This window comes from uncultured Mailhella sp. (assembly GCF_944324615.1).
GTDB lineage: Bacteria > Desulfobacterota > Desulfovibrionia > Desulfovibrionales > Desulfovibrionaceae > Mailhella.
The window spans coordinates 1-17,911 of record NZ_CALUWY010000056.1; the positions used below are offsets into that span (position 1 = coordinate 1).

At 60.3% G+C, this 17,911-nt stretch carries 18 protein-coding genes; 6 read left to right on the forward strand and 12 right to left on the reverse strand.

Annotation, left to right across the window (positions count from 1 at the left end):
• The 6 genes from Q0K07_RS10365 to smpB form a co-directional block, all read left to right on the forward strand.
• A partial coding sequence (locus Q0K07_RS10365; RefSeq protein ID WP_294558976.1) for an RNA methyltransferase occupies positions 1-324 on the forward strand: 324 nt, incomplete at its 5' end.
• A gap of 28 nt (positions 325-352) precedes the next feature.
• Complete coding sequence (rplS, locus tag Q0K07_RS10370; RefSeq protein WP_294558978.1) at positions 353-700, forward strand: 50S ribosomal protein L19; 348 nt, start codon at positions 353-355, stop codon at positions 698-700.
• 159 nt (positions 701-859) lie between these two features.
• On the forward strand, positions 860-1,522 hold the full coding sequence (locus Q0K07_RS10375; RefSeq protein ID WP_294559009.1) for a ribonuclease HII: 663 nt from the start codon (positions 860-862) through the stop codon (positions 1,520-1,522).
• A gap of 2 nt (positions 1,523-1,524) precedes the next feature.
• A complete protein-coding gene (locus Q0K07_RS10380) occupies positions 1,525-1,971 on the forward strand; it encodes a YraN family protein (protein ID WP_367178892.1) in 447 nt (148 codons plus the stop codon).
• Complete coding sequence (rsmI, locus tag Q0K07_RS10385) at positions 1,898-2,746, forward strand: 16S rRNA (cytidine(1402)-2'-O)-methyltransferase (RefSeq protein WP_294558982.1); 849 nt, start codon at positions 1,898-1,900, stop codon at positions 2,744-2,746. The genes Q0K07_RS10380 and rsmI overlap by 74 nt, the downstream gene beginning before the upstream one ends.
• A 139-nt stretch (positions 2,747-2,885) precedes the next feature.
• On the forward strand, positions 2,886-3,335 hold the full coding sequence (gene smpB, locus Q0K07_RS10390) for an SsrA-binding protein SmpB (protein ID WP_294558984.1): 450 nt from the start codon (positions 2,886-2,888) through the stop codon (positions 3,333-3,335).
• 90 nt (positions 3,336-3,425) lie between these two features.
• Here smpB and Q0K07_RS10395 read toward each other — a convergent pair whose 3' ends face one another.
• From Q0K07_RS10395 to Q0K07_RS10450, 12 genes are all read right to left on the reverse strand, one after another.
• Positions 3,426-5,357, reverse strand: a complete 1,932-nt coding sequence (locus tag Q0K07_RS10395; RefSeq protein WP_294558986.1) for a TRAP transporter large permease subunit — start codon at positions 5,355-5,357, stop codon at positions 3,426-3,428.
• Between the two features lie 126 nt (positions 5,358-5,483).
• Complete coding sequence (locus Q0K07_RS10400) at positions 5,484-6,578, reverse strand: TRAP transporter substrate-binding protein (protein ID WP_294558988.1); 1,095 nt, start codon at positions 6,576-6,578, stop codon at positions 5,484-5,486.
• Between the two features lie 48 nt (positions 6,579-6,626).
• Complete coding sequence (locus Q0K07_RS10405) at positions 6,627-8,327, reverse strand: FAD-dependent oxidoreductase (RefSeq protein WP_294558990.1); 1,701 nt, start codon at positions 8,325-8,327, stop codon at positions 6,627-6,629.
• A gap of 147 nt (positions 8,328-8,474) precedes the next feature.
• A complete protein-coding gene (locus tag Q0K07_RS10410; protein WP_294558992.1) occupies positions 8,475-10,142 on the reverse strand; it encodes an FAD-dependent oxidoreductase in 1,668 nt (555 codons plus the stop codon).
• Positions 10,143-10,363: 221 nt separating this feature from the next.
• Entirely contained in the window at positions 10,364-11,080 is a 717-nt protein-coding gene (locus tag Q0K07_RS10415; protein ID WP_294558994.1) for a Crp/Fnr family transcriptional regulator, read from the reverse strand.
• A gap of 125 nt (positions 11,081-11,205) precedes the next feature.
• Complete coding sequence (locus Q0K07_RS10420; protein WP_294558996.1) at positions 11,206-12,384, reverse strand: iron-containing alcohol dehydrogenase; 1,179 nt, start codon at positions 12,382-12,384, stop codon at positions 11,206-11,208.
• Between the two features lie 322 nt (positions 12,385-12,706).
• Positions 12,707-13,522, reverse strand: a complete 816-nt coding sequence (lpxA, locus tag Q0K07_RS10425) for an acyl-ACP--UDP-N-acetylglucosamine O-acyltransferase (RefSeq protein ID WP_294558998.1) — start codon at positions 13,520-13,522, stop codon at positions 12,707-12,709.
• 1 nt (position 13,523) lies between these two features.
• Positions 13,524-13,988, reverse strand: coding sequence for a 3-hydroxyacyl-ACP dehydratase FabZ (gene fabZ, locus Q0K07_RS10430; protein ID WP_294559000.1), 465 nt, complete (start codon positions 13,986-13,988; stop codon positions 13,524-13,526).
• Between the two features lie 115 nt (positions 13,989-14,103).
• Complete coding sequence (gene lpxD / locus Q0K07_RS10435) at positions 14,104-15,210, reverse strand: UDP-3-O-(3-hydroxymyristoyl)glucosamine N-acyltransferase (RefSeq protein WP_294559002.1); 1,107 nt, start codon at positions 15,208-15,210, stop codon at positions 14,104-14,106.
• A 14-nt stretch (positions 15,211-15,224) separates the two neighbouring features.
• The gene (locus Q0K07_RS10440; protein WP_294559004.1) at positions 15,225-15,782 is read right to left on the reverse strand and encodes an OmpH family outer membrane protein; all 558 of its coding nucleotides are present in this window, start codon (positions 15,780-15,782) and stop codon (positions 15,225-15,227) included.
• Between the two features lie 335 nt (positions 15,783-16,117).
• Positions 16,118-16,675, reverse strand: a complete 558-nt coding sequence (gene thrB, locus Q0K07_RS10445) for a homoserine kinase (RefSeq protein WP_294559006.1) — start codon at positions 16,673-16,675, stop codon at positions 16,118-16,120.
• Between the two features lie 160 nt (positions 16,676-16,835).
• Positions 16,836-17,741 (reverse strand): DMT family transporter, encoded by a 906-nt coding sequence (locus Q0K07_RS10450; RefSeq protein ID WP_294559007.1) that lies wholly within the window; start codon positions 17,739-17,741, stop codon positions 16,836-16,838.
• Positions 17,742-17,911 lie beyond the last annotated feature (170 nt).

The following is a 17,911-nucleotide window of genomic DNA, read 5'->3' on the forward strand; positions in this document are numbered from 1 at the left end:
GAGGAATCTCTGGAAAGCGCGATTGCGACGTTGACAACCGATCGCGGCCTGCCGCCCTTTGTGGTCGGCACCAGTGCCCAGCCTCTCCTAGATAAAAAACACCGGGAACGCCGGCCGGCCTCCACCTTCGATCAGGTGAGGGACGTGCTTGCGGACAGGCCCGTGCTCCTTCTGCTGGGAACCGGGCATGGCATTGCGCCTGAGGTGTTGGAGCAATGCGACGCCATCCTGCCGCCCCTGCGCTGGATGGACGAATACAATCATCTCCCCGTTCGTGCTGCCGCCGCCATCCTTCTGGACAGGCTGCTCGGCGATCGGGGATAAACACCATTTTCCTCAAGGAGAGTCCCCCATGGATATCATCAAGCAGATTGAACGCGAACACATGCGTATGGACATCCCGGCCTTCAAGCCCGGCGACACCATCAAGGTGTATCTGCGTATCGTCGAAGGCGAAAAGGAACGTATCCAGATGTTCCAGGGCAACGTGATCCGCATCCAGCGCGGCACCACCGGCGCCACCTTCACCGTGCGCAAGATTTCCGACGGCGTGGGCGTGGAACGTATTCTTCCCATGCACTCCCCCTTCATTGACCACATCGAAGTGGTGAGCGAAGGCCGCGTGCGTCGTTCCCGTCTGTACTACCTGCGCGATCTGCGCGGCAAGGCTGCCCGCATCAAGCCCCGCAACCGCTACTAAGATTCCGGCCCGGCCTGCCCGGGCCCGTCTTTCCAGCAGACAATCCCCTTCCGGCACCTTCCGGCGGGGGATTTTCTCTATCAGGCCCTTTCCTTTTCCTTTCACCTACGCAGGTTGCCCATGGCCCGTATCCGCAAAAAAGCCGTCATCGAACAGGGTATGCTCTTCAGCGTCCCGGATATGCAGGAACCGCTTACCGCCGGAACCGACGAAGCCGGACGCGGCTGCCTTGCCGGGCCCGTGGTGGCCGGAGCCGTCATTTTTGCCGACGGGTTCGACCTCATGGGGCTGGACGATTCCAAGGTGCTCAAGGCAACGGAAAGGGAAAGACTGGCCGTGGAAATACGCAGCCTTGCCGTGGGCTGGGGCATAGGCCTTGCCTGGATGGATGAAATTGCGCGCATCAACATTCTGCAGGCCTCGCTCATGGCCATGACGCGCGCCGTGGCCGCCATGCGCATACGCATGAAGGTGCAGGAAAAAGCCGTGCCTGCGCGCCTGCTCATCGACGGCACGCAGATCATTCCTCCGCTGTACTTCCGCTCCTTCGGCATACCGCTCCCCGAGCAGGAAGCCGTGGTGGACGGCGACGCCCTTGTTCCCTCCATTTCGGCGGCCTCCATTCTGGCCAAGACCTTCCGCGACGATCTCATGACGAAACTCGACGCACGCTGGCCCGAATACGGTTTTGCAAGGCACAAGGGATACGGCACCAAAGAGCACAGGGAAGCGCTGAAGACCTACGGTCCCTGCCCGCTCCATCGTCTGGATTTCCGCAGCGTGCTCCCGAAGAAGGAACCGGAACAGGGCTGGCTGTGCTGAGGCTGCCTTTCCGGAAAAACACCGCAGAGCACGCTTCCTCCGCGGCCGGAACGGGTGCTGCAGGGGAAAACGCGGCAGCGGCCCTCCTTCTGGGCATGGACTGGAGCATCCTTGCCCGCAACTGGCGGAGCGGACGCCTTGAAATCGACATCGTGGCCCGGGAAGGGGACACGATTGTCTTTGTGGAAGTGAAAACCCGTGCGCAGGACGGCATGCAGAGGCCCTTTGAAGCGCTGACCGCCGCCAAAAGGAAGCATCTGCAGCGCGCCGCGCAGTCCTGGCTTGCCGAACATGACGCCTGGGGCGTCCCCTGCCGTTTCGATCTTGTCTGCGTGACTGCCCGGCAGGGAAGCTACCATACGGAGCTCATACGAAATGTCATCGAATACGCAGATCAGGGAACCCGGCACGCTCTGGGTGGTGGGAACTCCTCTTGGCAACCCTGGTGATCTTTCCCCCCGGGCCCGCGCCTGCCTGGAGGAAGCGGACCTCGTGCTGGCCGAGGACACCAAGCGCGAAGGCCTCGCCTGTGCCCGCTGGGGCGTGACCGTACGCCGTTTCGTGAGCTATCACGACCACAACGAAAAGGAAAAGGCCTCCTCCGTGCTGGAGCTGCTGCGCGAAGGCAAAAACATCGCCCTCATTTCCGACGCGGGCATGCCCGTCATGGCCGATCCCGGCTATGTGGTCATACGCGCCTGCCGGGAGGCAGGCCTGCCTGTGTCCGTCATTCCCGGCCCCTGCGCGCCCGTCACGGCGCTTGCCGGTTCCGGCATTCCGCCGCAGCCCTTCATCTTCTTCGGCTTTCTGCCGCGCAAGCGCTCCGATCAGGAAGTCACCCTCGCGCCCTATGCCTCTCTGCCGGTCACGCTCGTGTTCTTTGAACGCAAGGACAGGCTTGAGGAAACGCTGAAAAACGCTCTCGCCCTGCTCGGTCCGCGGGAAGGGTGCATTGCCCGGGAACTGACCAAGACCCATGAGCAATACCTGCGCTTCCGCCTCGACGAACTGCCCGATCTTTCCAACATACTCGGCGAAGTGACCGTGGTCCTCGGCCCGCCCGAAAGTCACGCGAAAAGCAGCCGGGAAGAGATTCTTGCCCTCATCGAGGAAGAACGACCCGCAGGCGGCGCGCCCCGCGCCGTGGCACGGCGCGTGCAGTCCAGAGCCCGCGGCTGGACCACCGGCGAAATCTACGCCCTCATTTCCGACATGAAACACTGAGGCCCGCACCCTCCCCAGGCGCGACAGGCAGGGCTTCTTGCGGGAAAAGGTCTTGTATGCTACCCCGATGGCATCACCATCGTCCGTATTTTTCTTTCCACCGGAGCCTGAGAGGCTCCTCTGATTTCTGGAGTCAGTCATGGCCGACACGCCGCGCATAGACAACCGCAAAGCCCGCCAGTATTACGAATTCCTGGAGTTTTTTGAGGCGGGCATCGTGCTCACCGGGCCGGAAGTGAAAAGCCTCCGTGCCGGGCAGATCAGTTTCGGGGACAGCTTCGTGGAATGCCGCGACGGCGAGGCCTTTGTGGTGGGCATGCGCATAGCCCCCTATGACCGCGGCGGCTATGTGCTCCAGGAGCCCGACCGCGACAAGAAGCTGCTGCTCCATCACCGCGAAATACACCTTCTTGCCACCCGCATCGAGCAGAAGGGCCTTACCGTGGTTCCCACGAAAATCTATTTCAAGCACGGCAAGGTCAAACTGGAAATCGCACTGGCCCGGGGCCGCAAGCTGCACGACCAGAGAGAAGAACTGAAACGCCGCGCCGAATCCCGCGACATGGAGCGGGAACTCGCGCACCGGTAACGCCAACGAAAGCCCCCTCGGAACCAGGTTCCGAGGGGGCTTTTTCAGGCCTTCTGCGCCGCGCTGCGGCGTGAAAAAGAGCTTCCCCGCCTATCCCTTCATCAGCGCGGGAAGCATGGTGGAGAGCGGCGGAAAGACGATGATGATGAAAAGGCAGACGAGCAGGGCCAGAACAAAGGGAATGGCCGCCCGGTACATGGTTCCCAGTGAAACGGAGGCCACTTCCTTCATCACGAAAAGGTTGATGCCGAAGGGCGGCGTGATGGAAGCCATGTTGTCGAGAATGACGATGATGACGCCGAACCAGATCAGATCCCACCCGAACACCTTGGCTATGGGCACAAAAATGGGCACACAGATGAGCAGCAGCGGCATGGAGGGAAGAAAACAGCCCAGAATGAGGAACACCAGCACGATGGCCGTCATGACCAGCATGGCCGGCAGATCCATGCCTGCAATGGTGCTGGCGAGCACCATGGGAATCCGGGTCATGGCCATGAAGTAGCTGAGCACTATGGCGCCGCACAGCACCGTGAAGCACATGGAAATGTATTTGGCGGAGTCCTGAAGGGTGCGTATGAAGTCCTTCAGACCGAGGCGACGCATGAGCAGCGCAAGAATGAGCGTGCCGCAGGCGCCTATGCCGCCGCCTTCGGTGGCGGTGAACACGCCGCCGTAGATACCGCCGATGACCAGAAGAAAGATGAGCATGATAGGCAGGCCGGACCGGAGTGAAACGACGCGCTCCGCCATGGATGCTCGGGGCAGACGCGGCGCGAGCGACGGCTTTCTGAGTACCATCAGCCATACGGCGAGCATAAAGCAGAACATGCACACAACGCCCGGAATGATGCCCGCAATGAACAGGTCACCGATGGACTGCTGTGCCAGCACACCGTAGATGATGAAGGTGGTACTGGGCGGAATGAGGCAGCCTATGGTGCCGGAGCAGGCCAGCGTGCCCACGGCGAGCGCATCATCGTACCCGTTCTTGCGCATTTCGGGCAGAGCTATGGCCGCCATGGCGATACTGCCGGAAAGCACGTCGCCCACCACGGCGCCGAACAGCGAGCAGGCGACAACGCTGCCTATGGCAAGCCCGCCGCGCATGTGCCCCATCCATTTGCGCGCGCAGTTATAGATATCCTCCCCGAAGCGGGCATAAAAGCACAGATAGCCCATAAGCATGAAGAACATCAGCGGAGCCCAGGAATAGCTTCCCGCCGTGGCGTAGAGAGCCTTGCCCGTGGTGCCGAAGGATGCCGGAATACCCTTGAGCTGCGCTATGAAAATCAGTCCTGTGGCAACGAGCGCGAAGGCCACCGGTACGCCGAGGAAAAAGAGAAGGAAAAGCAGCGTCAGGCCGGCCACGCCCACCTTGATGGAGGACATGCCCGGAACTCTGTGCGTGGCGACGAAACACATGGCGGCGACGCAAACAATGCCCGCCACCAGGGCAAGCAGCGTTTTTGCGATACCGTTCAGGCGCACCGCCGCAGCCATATTCTCAAGAAGCTGGGTCAGCAGCGCAACGGTCAGCATACAGAAGCCGAACCCGGCGAAATAAATGAACGGCTCCAGGGGAATACGGAGCACCAGCGTCACCGAGGATGTCTTCATGCCGTAACGGAACGTCGTCCAGGCGCAGAACAGCACAATGACCACGGACCAGAAGCCCGTCACCACTTCAAGCAGCGCACGGGACGGCTCCTTCATTCTTGACGTGAGAATATCCATGGTGACGTGACTTTTCTGCCACTGTGTGACGGCGATGGAGGAAAAAACGACGATCACCATGAGAAGTTCCGTCATCTCCGTCGTCCCCGGAATGGATCTGCCGAATATATAGCGCAGAAACACATCGGCGAACGTGAGCATGACCATGAGCATGAATACGCCCATACCCGCCGCACAGAGGAAGGATGCCGGCTTTTCCGCCGATCGCAGCATGGTCGCGGCCCTGTCCAGCATACGGGGGAATCCGGCCTCCTGAACGGAACCGGCGATGCAGGAATTCTCCATATCTCTTTCCTTTGGCCTGAGGCCGAGCAAAGCCTCACGGCACGGCAAAAATTTTACCGGACGCCTCCGCATCCGTCCCTGAAAGGACGGTGCGGAGGGACGATCCGTCTCTTGAACATCGGGGAATTACTGATTCTGCCCCTCTTTGAAGATCTTCATGGAAAGGCTGTCCTTCCACGGCCTGGCATACTTCGCCTGAAGCTCGTGGACGCGTTCGGCCATGGCTTCGCCGGGGTATCCGGCCTTGTTGAGTATGTCCACCCATTCGGTCTTCACACCGGCGACACGGGCGTCGATCTGTGCGTACTCCTCGTCGGTCAGCACATGGAGCTTCCCGCCCATGGTGTCCAGCCAGGTATGAAGGCTCTCATAGGGCAGCGTATTCCAGAAGGAGGAGAAAACCTGCCGCCCGTATTCACCGGACACTTCATCTATCACCGCACGCAGATCCTCGGGCATGTTGTCGTAGACATCCTGATTCATCATCACGCAGAACACGAAGCAGGTGGTCTGCACGGCGGTGACATGCTTTATCACATCGCCGAGTCTGCGGGACACGAGCAGGTCGTAATCCACCGTTGCCGCATCAATGACCCCCTGCTGAATGCCGGTGAACACATCGGCAAGAGGCACGCTGACCACGGAGGCGCCGAGTGCGCTCACCTTCTGGGCAACCTGATAATCGCCGAGCACGTTGATCTTCCTGCCCTTGAAGTCTTCCAGCGTTGCAATGGGTTCCTTGCTGCCGATCAGCATGCCCACGGTCTGGGCGTGGGTGAACAGCACCTTCACGCCGTCAAATTCCTTCTTCACTTCGGGGAAGGATTCCTGCAAGGCCAGGACGAAGGATGTGGGGTCTTCCATGGAGACACCGGGACTCACCGTGGTGAAGACACGCTCATGGAAGGGGAACTGGCCCACCGCCACGTCGAAGCTGAATTCCGCCATATCGGCCACGCCGGTTTTCACGGATTCAAAGGCGTCGGCTTCCTTGCTGAGAGCCTCGGCAAAGTACGGTTCCACCTTGATGCGGCCGCCGCTGCGCTTTTCCAGCTCCTCCACCCAGGGCTTGAGCGCATGATTCCAGCGGTTATGAATGGGAGGGATGGGCAGGTTGAGACTCAGGACATATTCCGCTTCGGCCGCGCACGAAACGCGGGGCAGAACCGCACCGGACAGACAGAGCGCCATACTCAGCAGAACAAGGGACAGCTTCTTCATGGAATTTCTCCTCGCGCATTCTCCCGCCCCGTCCGGGCGGGAATGACATTACAAAAAGGTATGCAGGGGGAATTTGAAGGAAATGCAGGCTCCGGGGCAGGCCAGCCGGCAACAGCCGCAATGCCAGCACTCGTCGGGATAGGCAACGTGCGGAGAACCGTCTCCGGCCTTGAGAATCAGCCCCGGACAGCTTGCCACACACTCCCCGCACTCCTGACAGTGGCCGCAGTGCATGCAGCGCTTTGCTTCGTCCTGAGCGTCCTTTTCGGCAAAGCCCTTGTCCAGCTCCTCGAAGGCCAGCCATGTATCCCTGGAGGAATGCAGACATGTGCTTCTGCGCGCAGATTTTTCATGCTGCGTGATGTTGACGATTTCCTCAAAGGCGACCTCGTGCTGCACTCCCTTGCGCTCAAGATAGTTCAGGCAGAGGTGGTCTTCCTCATCCACCCATGCGTCGACGGCGCGTCCCGCCTCCCTGCCTGTCAGCCAGGCATGAATCTCAAAGGCGGCATTCCGGCCGTCGGCAACGGCTGCAGACACCAGCGAGGGACCGCTGGAACATTCCCCCGCCGCAAAAAGTCCGGGAATCGAAGAGGCGCTGAAAACCGTCTTCACTCCGCCGCGGGGTGTTCTTTCCACCTCCGCACCTTCGCCTTTTTCCAGCAGGGAAAGATCCGCCATGAGGCCGCTGGCGCAGATCACCACATCGGCTTCCACCCTCAGCTTTCCGCCGGGAAGGAATTCGGCATGCAGGCTGCCTGCCTCGTCAAAACGGAAGGAGGAAACGGCATCCGCCGTCACGGCACGGACAAGGCCGTCTTCTATATCCACGGAAGCCGCGAGATAGCCGGTGTGAAGCATCACATTCTCGTCATCCGCCTGGGCGACTTCGGCTGCAGGAACACGCATGTGCTCCCGGTCTTCCAGGCAGATCAGGCAGGTCTGCGCAGCGCCGAGCCTGCGGGCGGTGAAGGCGCTGTCGAAGGCCACGCCGCCCCCGCCCAGAATGACGACCTTCTTTCCCTCAAGACTTTCCCGATGAAGATTGGCGTTTTTCAGAAACGATACCGCAGGCAGGGCATGTTCGATGCCGGGAATGGACAGCATGCGTTCCTTCCCGTTGCCCACGGCCAGAAGACAGGCGTCATACCTTTTCCGAAGCTCGTCGAGGCCGATGTCGCGCCCGACTTCGGTATTGGTCAGAATCCTGACGCCGAGATCGAGAATCACGCCCACTTCCCGGTCCACCACGTCCTTGGGCAGCCGGAAATCGGGAATGGACTGACGGGGCACGCCTCCCGCAACAGGGGAGGCCTCAAAAACCGTGACCTCATGCCCGAGCAGGGCGGAAACATACGCGCACGCCAGGCCGGCAGGTCCGGACCCCACCACGGCTATCTTCCTTCCGGTGGCCGGCAGCGGACGCAGCCGGCGCAGGCCGGAAAAACCGGCATCTGCGGCGTAGCGTTCCAGGGCCCGTATGGAAAGCGCCTCGTCGTAGCACTTCCGGTTGCACGCCTCCTCGCAGGGGTGAGGACATACCCGGCCCGTCACCCCCGGAAAAGGATTGACGGCACGCAGAACATACAGTGCCCGGGAAGCATCGCCGTCGGCAATGGCCTTCTCCATTTTCTGAATCGGATTGCCCAGGGGACAGACGTTCTCACAGGGAGAAGTCCGGCCCTGTCCGCGGTGTCCGTCATTGCGGACATAAACCTTCTTGGTTTCTTTGCTGAAAAAAGGAGGCATCTCCAGCTCCTTGAAAAATGAGAGGAAAAATCCGTCCGTCCCGGTGCGTCAGCCCCGGCTTGCGGCATGCCTCAAGCCGCCGATACGGCAGAAGGGCGCGTGCACGGTCGGCAGACGTGACGCTTCGGGACATGGTGTTCCGAAGCCTTACCCGCGCGGAAGAAGGGGTTTGCGCCATTCACAGCAGGGCTCGCCATCCTTGCGGAAAACAACAAGCAGCCTGTCGTCGTAGGAATGGTCGATGTCGGGGTAATCCGAACGACGATAGACGAATCTGGTCTCCCTGCGCTCCAGAGAAGCCATGGTCGTGAGCATGCAGGTACGCAGCAGATGGAAGGATTCGTGAGCGCGCATGAGCTCGTGCAGGTTCTCCGCCATGACCTCGTCCTTTCTGGACTCGATGAAGGCCAGTTTCTCCAGGGCAACGCTCATGCCTTTGCCGCTGCGCACATAGCCCATGTAATAATTCATGACCTGACGCACGGCGGCCTCGAACTTTTCCTGACGGATGCCCTCTTCGGTATGCAGCGGGCGGAACACTCTTTCTTTTTCCTGCTGAATCTGCTCATCGTCCACCGCGGCAAGTTCGTACCGGGCACAGGCCTCCACGGCATGCGCCCCGGCAATATAGCCGCTGCAGATGGACCCGGAAAAGTCGTGGAACATGCTTCCGCCGAAAAGTCCCCTGACGGAACGGGACTCAAAGTTGTCCTGCAGATACATGATGCCGTTGATATAGAGTTCGGAAAGCTCCACTTCCATGGGCTTCGCACTGAAATCAATGCCCGCCTGCGCGCAGTAGTCGTTCCAGGTTTCCTTGTCACCGGGCATGCTGTCGTATTGCAGATGGTGCAGGATATCCTTGTCGATATGCGTGAGGTCGAGCACGAAGGGCGGGCCGTTGCCCTCGGACTGTTCCTGCGACGTGCCCCTTACCAGCAGGCAGCGCGGCCCCACTTCCATCATGGGGTGATATTTGGCCATGTACCGTTCCCCCAGAGCGTTGATGCCCCTTGCGCCGCTGGAGGTGATGCCGTTCATGCCCGGACAGCCCCAGCCCTTGGGGATCAGCGTGGCTTCCTGTTCGGTATCCAGTGTGATGATTTCCGCCCCGGCCTCGTATCCCAGGGCTATCTGACTGCCGGTGATGAAGGGAGAAAAGGCGGAATTGAAGGGATTGAGCGAGGAGTTCACCGAGACACGCCCTGCAAGACGTCCCAGCGCGAGGACCACGGCACGGGCACGGATCACATGAAAAGATCCGTCCAGCACATGAAATCCCGCCGCTCCGACAACACGTCCGTCTTCGACGAGCAGCCTGGTGCACTGGAAATACTCCAGAATATCCACGCCACGGCTGCGGATGAGGCCGCCCAGTCTGCGCTTGATGTATTTGCCGTTGTTGATATGGGTCCACCAGCTGCCGGGCTGGCCGAAACCGGTGGTCCGGTAGAAGCTTCCGTCAGGATTATGCAGAAACTCGATACCCAGCGACTTGAGCACGGATATCATGCGGGGCATGGTATCCAGCCACTGGCGTACCTGAGCGGGAGTGTAGCCCGTCATGGGCGTGCAGTAGAAGTCTATGGCGGTTGCCGCATCATCGCCCGGTGCGCCGCTGTTCAGAACAGCCATGAAATGATCATTGCCGCCCCCCAGCGAACCGCAGCTTTCCAGCTTGCCCTTGTCCGCCAGAAGCACGCGCACGCCCCTGCCCGCAGCAGCAAGCGCCGCACCGCAACCGGATGCGCCTGCCCCGAGGACAAGAACGTCGGTCTCATGGGTGATGACCGCCTTCTCTTCAGAATCGTGCATGAAAGACCTCCTTTCCGGCTTTCCGTATGATACGGTTATGAAGCTTCAGGAGGACGGGCAGTAGTGCGTTTGCGTCATTTTTTGTTCTTTTTTTCCCATTTCCGGAACAGAACGGACGGAAGACCTGTTTTCCCCGAAAGCACCGTGCCGCACGGGGCCTTCCGCAGACAGCAGAAGGGCCGCCCCGTAAGGAGCGGCCCTTCATGAAAAGGTTCTGGCATTCAGAATGATTTCGCAAGCTCGGCAAGACGCGCGCGATCAAGGATTTCCAGCTCATGCCGGGTAAACCTGCCCAGCACCCCGCTCTCTCTGAGGCGGCACAGTATGCGCGTCAGCGTCGTTCTGTGCATCCCCAGAAGCAGCGCCAGTTCCTGCTGTGTCATTTCCGGGGAGAATTTTTCCTTCCCTCCGTGACGATCGGAAAGTTCAAGAACAACCCTGCACACCTGCGCCACGGAATTGGAAAGGGAGGATTCCGCCAGTCTCTGCGAATGAATGACCATGTGCACGCACAGCGAATGCACCAGATTGATCATCAGGTCGGGATATTGCGCGGCAAAGGCTTCATCCGAAAGCAGCGCCGCGTCGAACAGGGCCACTTCGGCATCCTCCGTACAGGTCACCAGCGTGTTGTCCTCATCGCCCACAAGAACGGAAGGCACGTTCATGAGCGTATCAGGTCCGGCGTACAGAATAGTGCGTTCCTCACCGTTCCGGCTGACATAGGAAAGCCGTATCTTGCCGGAAACGACATAATAAAAGCATGACCTCCCGTCCGGACCGGAAAGGCTCGTACGGATATCGACGCTCTGCCCCTTGCGGATGATTTTTCTCCGCGCAAGGTGAAGCACCTTTCTCCACGGCGCATTGAGCCGTCCCACGGCCGAACCTTTCATGAGTATATGATGCGGCACGCCCGAATACCGAGATTCTTCCATCCACGCCTCCCCTGTCGTCGTGGCCATTCCTGCGGCGGTACCATTTCCGGTTCAGGCCGCAGCCGGGGAATCCGCCCCGGCAAAGGACCTTCTCTTCCCCGGTGCCGCCGCAACACATCGCGCTGCTATCCCGCCATCCGGTAAATATTCACGATGTCCTCTTCCTGCAGAGGACGCACCACGCCTGCGGGGCCGCCTACGGTACGGATGCACTTTGCCGCCATCTCGCGTATTTCCTCATCCGTGGGGCTGATGCCGAGTTCCCGGAGCGAGGTGGGCATGTGTATGGCGCGGAAGAAGTTCTCCATGGCCTCAATGCCCTTTTCCGCCATTTCCTCATGGGTGCCCGCACCGGAAACGCCCATGACCTTCTGCGCAAAGCGCGCGAAGCGCGCGGCGTCCTCCCTGTACACATAGCGCGCCCAGCTGCCCCAGATGGCGGCAAGGCCCGCGCCGTGCGCCACGTCGAACAGGCCGCTCAGCTCATGTTCCAGCTTGTGCGAGGCCCAGTCCCCGCCGTCGGTGCCGCAGCCGGTGAGTCCGTTGTGCGACAGGCTGCCCGCCCACATGATTTCAGCCCTCGCCTCATAGCAGGAGGGGTCGTCCCTGAGAATGAGGGCGTTCTTCATCACCGTGCGGAGCAGCGCCTCGGCGATGCCGTCGGTGATTTCCATGCCGCCCTCACGGTGAAAATAGCGCTCCATGGTATGGATGAGAATGTCCACGCAGCCGCAGGCCGTCTGATACGCGGGCAGGGTCATGGTCAGCTCGGGATTCATCACGGCAAAGCGCGGGCGGGCATACTCGCTGGTATAGCCCCGCTTGATCCAGCCTTCCTCGTTGGTGATCACACACGAAGAGCTCATCTCACTGCCTGCCGCCGCAATGGTGAGCACCACGCCCACGGGCGCGCAGGCCTTCGCCTTGCACTTTCTCTCATAAAAATCCCACACGTCGCCGTCATAAGCCAGGCCGTAGCCTATGGCCTTGGCCGAGTCGATGACACTGCCTCCGTCCACGGCAAGCACAAAGTCCACCCCTTCCTTCCGCCCGAGGGCCACGCCCTCGCGCACAAGGGAAAGGCGGGGATTGGGCACCACGCCCCCGAGTTCCACCCAGGTGAGGCCTTCCTTTTCCAGCGCGGCCCGGATTCTTCCCAGAAGGCCGGAGCGTTCCACACTGCCGCTGCCGTAATGCAGGAGCACACGGCTTCCGCCACATTCGCGCACGAGACGGCCGCACTGATCTTCCACACCCCTGCCGAACACCACCCTGGTGGGAGTATTATAGACGAAATTCTTCATGGCGTTCTCCTTTTCCGCCGACTGTGCCGTCCGGCGGAACACATCATGCCGGAACGGTTCCGGCAGCATCACGGCCCCCTGAAAAGCCTCTTCCCCCGGCGGAAGGCCGTTTTTCCCCGCAGAGCGGGAAACCTCGACTCCCTGCTCCCAAAGCAGGTGCGCTACAACCGTTTTTCCCCGCAGAGCGGGAAGCCTCCCTTAAGGAGCTGCTGAAAAACATGCCGGGCTTCAGAGGGCAAAGAAAAAAGGGCCGTCTGACGACAAACGACCCTTTTCATGAAACCATAAGGCGTGTTCCGCACGGCGCAGAACGGCGCAGCGATCAGGCAAGATCCATGATCTTCTTGCGCTCGTCGCCGGGCAGAATGCCGCGCTTGCTTTCCCGCACGAAATTGATGAATTCCACGATTTCGGGAAGATGCCCGTACTCCGCCTCAAGCTGCATGAGCGCGTCGGGGCGGGGAATGCCGGAATACCACGTCATGCGGTAGGCCTGCTTGAAGCCGGAAAGCAGCTCCATGGAAGCCTTGGCACGGCGCAGCCCGACGATGTTGGGCGACTGTACCGTGGCACGGTTGCCCACGGCCAGCATCCACGGCGGCAGATCCTGCGCCAGGCCGGACATGCCGCCCACAAAGGAATGCTTGCCCACGCGCACGAACTGATGCACGGCGGAAAGCCCGCCGATGATGGCGTTGTCGTCCACAAAGCAGTGCCCGGCCAGGGTGGCGTTGTTGGACATGACGATGTTGTTCATCACCGTGCAGTCATGCGCCACATGCACATAGGCCATGAGCAGGTTGTTGTCGCCTATGCGGGTGACGCCGCCGCCGGATTCCGTGCCGCGGTGCAGCGTGGTGAATTCCCGGATATTGTTCCTGTTGCCGATGACGAGGGAACTCACTTCGCCATGGAATTTCAGATCCTGAGGTTCTCCGCCCACGGCGGCATAGGAATAGATATGATTGTCCTCCCCCATGGTGGTGTACCGCTTGACGGAGGCAAAGGCATCGATGCGCGTGCGCGCGCCGATGACCACATCATCTTCAATGACGGCGCAGGGGCCGACGACCACATCGTCGCCCAGTTGCGCCGTAGGTGCCACAAACGCACTCGGATGGATCTGAGGTGCTGCCATATCAGAAAGACTCCCTGGGAAGAACAGATGCGGTGAGCCGCGCCTCGGCAACGATGTTGCCGTCCACATAGGCCTTGGTATCCATCTTCCAGAGCTGCATTCTGTGCGTCAGATTGGTGCACTCCATGACCAGCTTGTCGCCGGGGCGGACGGGCGAGCGGAAGCGCGCCTTTTCTATGCCGGTGAACAGGTAGATCTGGTCGGGGTGTTCCTTGAATTCAGGAAAACTGTGCGCCACGAGGATGACCCCGGTCTGAGCCATGGCCTCGATGATCAGAACGCCGGGCATGACGGGCACTTCGGGGAAATGCCCCTGGAAGAAGGGTTCGTTGAACGTAAGGTTCTTATAGGCGCGGATATGGTCGCCGGGCACCAGCTCATCCACGCGATCCACAAGAAGGAAAGGATAGCGATGGGGCAGAATGCTCAGGATTTCCTTGATGCCGAGGGAAATGGTCTCGCTCATGGTGTAGTGCCTTTTAACGGTTTATAGTGAGGCTCTGCCGCGCCGCCTTTTCCCGCCGTGAGATACGAACGGCGGGGCGGGCGGCAGCCGGCGGCGCGAGGCCGCCGGAGCCGTATCAACGATGATGCATCATGGACATCCAGCGGTTCCACATGGCAACAAGGGAACGATCCGTCTTGTCGCTGGACATGGGCTTGTGGCCCATTTCCTTCTCAAGCCGCGCCACCCGCTTGAAAAGCTCGGGCAGTTTGGGCATGAGCGTGGCGTTACGCAGATAGGTATTATAGTCCATGGTGGGAGAACCGCCGACCACCTGCCCTTCGGCAATATCCTTGGCAACGCCGGCCTGCGGTCCGATGGTGGAGTTGTTGCCGATGTGCAGATGCCCGGAAATACCGGCCTGCCCGGCCATGGTCACGTTGTCGCCCACATGCGTGGAGCCGGAAATGCCCACCTGGGAAACAATGAGGCAGTCCTTGCCGATGTGCACGTTGTGGCCCACCATGACAAGGTTGTCGATGCAGGTGCCGTCGCCCACGAGCGTGGCGCTCAGCGCCGCGCGGTCGATGGTGGCGTTGGCGCCGACCTCCACATGATCGCCCAGTTCCACATGGCCGATCTGCGGCACCTTTCTGATGCCTTCCGCCGTCCGCACAAAGCCGAAGCCCTCACCGCCCAGCACCACGCCCGGCTGCAGCACGCAGGCCTTGCCGAGTTTCGTGCCGGCCATGAGCACGGCCCTGGGGTACAGGATGCAGCCTTCTCCCAGCTCACAATCCTCTCCGATATAGCAGCCGGGAAAAACGACGCAGCCTTTGCCCAGCACGGTGCGCGGGCCGATGTAGCAGAACGGATAAACGGTACAATCCTCGCCAAGCACGGCCTCGGGATGGATGCAGGCCATGTGGCTTATCCCTGTGAAGCTGCCCTGGGGCTTGACGAACAGCGTCAGAGCCTGCGCGAACATGGGATAGGGATTATCCGTCACAAGTGCGCGCTCGACGTCGTTCTCATGTTCAGGCCGCACGATGACGGCCCCCGCTCTGGTGGTGGACAGTTGTGAAACGTACTTGGGGTTGGCCAGAAAGCTCAGTTCCGTGGGACCGGCCTCTTCCAGCGTGTTGATCCCGGTGATGACGATATCATCCTCGGGATTCTTCAATGCCAGACGCACCCCGAGCTTTTCCGCAATCTCGGAAAGCTTGAACGAAGGATTGGGCATTCAGGGCTCCTTTGTTATTTCGCGGAGCTGAGATTGAACTTACCGCCTTTGGACTTCCAGACCTTGTTGACTTCATCGATCAGGCCGCTCGTCACATCATTGGCCTGAACGTAGAACATGACGACGGAAGCGTCGATGATCATGTCGTAGCCGTTCTTCTTGGCATAGTTTTCGCAGGCCGTGCGCAGAACGTCGTTCATCTGGGAGTTGATGGCCTGCTGCACGCGGGAAAGACGCTGGGTGTAGGCAGTACCCTTGGTTTCCAGTTCCTGGGCCTGCTTCTGAATCTTCTGGGCGCGTTCGTTACGGGCCTTTTCCGAAAGCGCGGCGGCCTGCTTGCGCAGATCTTCAGCCTGCTTGCTGAGGTCGGCGTTCTGCTTTTCCAGCTGTTCACGCTCCTTGCCGAACATGCTGGTCAGCTGTTTTTCCGCTTCCTTGCCGGGATCGCTCTGGGCGGACAGGCGCAGGGGGTTGGCAACACCGATCTTGCCAGCGGCCTGAGCCTGGGACGGCAGAACGACGGCGGAACAGAAAAAGGCCACAGCCAGCGCAATAACAGTGCGACGAAGCATAATAAAACTCCTTAGTAAGGAAAAAGTAGCATTATGGACGCGCCGGCAAAGGCGCGGACATCGGCAAAGATTACCCTTGAGTGCATGAGGGCGTCAAGAATGATTTAAGCCCCGCTCCGTGAGACGGAACTCCCGTCCGGGAATGAAGGCTGCATCCGGGAAAGCGCTTCTGCGCCGCACGCCGTACAACGACGCCCGCCGCAGCGCATGCCTCAAAGCATGTCTTTCCCCGCACGTTCCGGAAAAGCTCTCCGCTCATGATGCGGCCGATACATCTCTTCCGTTCCGGCATACCGGATGAACGTTCCGCCTTCCGCACCCGCGGGCCGGCAGGATCATACAAGCGCAAGCTTTTCCAGCGCAAGGCGTGCGCTCTCCGAAGGGGAAAGCCCGCAGGAAGCCACGCTCACCGTGGCATAGCGGCGGTAAAGGGCCTCTCTTTCAAGAAAAAGCTCCTCCACCGTCTGCCCGGGGGCTATGGCCAGGCCCCTGTCGGGATTGCGGGCGATGCGCTCAAGAATGACCTTCATGGGCACGTCGAGATAGACCACGGGGCCGAGGCCGGCAAGATGTTCCATGGTGCTCTGCCGGTAGACCACGCTGCCGCCCGTGGCGATGACGGTGCGGCAGAGGCGCAGGGAACTCACGATCTCCGCCTCCATGTCGATGAAGGCTTCCTTGCTCATGGCGTCGGCCACGCGCTGAAGCGGTGCGGCAAAGGCGGCCTCGATGATATGGTCGCTGTCCACAAAGGCCCAGCCGAGAGCCCGGGCCACCAGGCGGCCCACCGTGGTTTTTCCTGCACCGGCCATGCCTATGAACGTAATGCAGCCTTTTTCAGACACTCGCGGCAGAGAACATGCACTCTTCTGCTCGGACAAAGGTGTGCTCATACATTTCCTTCCGGGCAAAGCCCGTCTATCCAGCGCGGGAGGCGCTGTTTTCATGAGCTTAACCATACGCCGCGTGCGGAAGGAATGCAAATGGCTTTAACCATACAAAAAAACGCGGAAAAATCTTCCCGCGCTTTTTTTTGAGGGATACCGCCCGCACTCAGGCCTTTTTTTCCATCGAGGAAACCACGACGCCGAAAAGCGCCAGCCCCACGCAGGCCACCTGCGGCAGGTTGAGCCTTTCTCCCAGAAGGACATAGGCGAACACCAGCGTAAACACGGGGATAAGGTTGCCGAACAGCGAAACGATGCCCGCTTCCAGATATTTCAGAGAGAGGTTGAGCAGAAGATAGGCCAGAATGCCCACGCCCACGCCCATATAGAGAAGTCCGCCCAAGGCGGGAAGCGTGACGCTCTGCGGCAGAGGAGCGGAAAACAACGCCGGAAGAAAGGCCACGGTTCCCCCTATGGCCTGAACAGCGGAAATGCTCAGGAAGGAATAGCGGCGGGAAATGAAGCGCACGCACACGGCATACCCGGTGGAGGAAAGCACCGCGCCGAACATGAGCAGATTGCCCAGCAGCGGATTGGAGGCCTTGGCGTCCCCTTCCGCAAAATACGAGGAACCCGCCACGCCGAGCACCGCGAGAATGATGGCGATGATGGTGCGGCGCGTGAGCTTCTCCTTCAGAAATATCCATGCGGCAACGGCCGTGCAGAGCGGAAAGCAGGCGGCAATGACGCCGCCCTGGGAAGCCGTGGTGAACTTCATGGAAAAAGTTTCGCACAGAAAGAAAAGGCACGGCTCGAACATGACGAGAAGCAGCAGGAACTTCCAGTCGCCCTTCTCATAGGGCAGGTGCCGCCACTTCGGCAAAAGCGCGAGATAGAACAGCGCCGCGAAGGCCACGCGGGCAAAGACCACATGCAGCACGGCAAAGGACTCGAACGCATACTTCATGGCGATCATGCCCCCGCCCCACAGGGCATAGCAGAACACCAGCAGCGACATGACGAGTTTCGGCGAGAAGACCATGACGAACCTCCAAAGCGATATGGTCTCCACCCTACACACTTCTCGGAACATTTCTGACGCGCATGCAACAATTTTCCCCGTTCCTATTCACGGCGCTCCGAGCCGAGGCGCCGGAGCGGGGATAAAGTCAGGACCGCCCCTTCAAGGGGCGGTTTGATTTGACCCTATAAGGGTCTGTTACCCGGCTGCCCTCTTAAGAG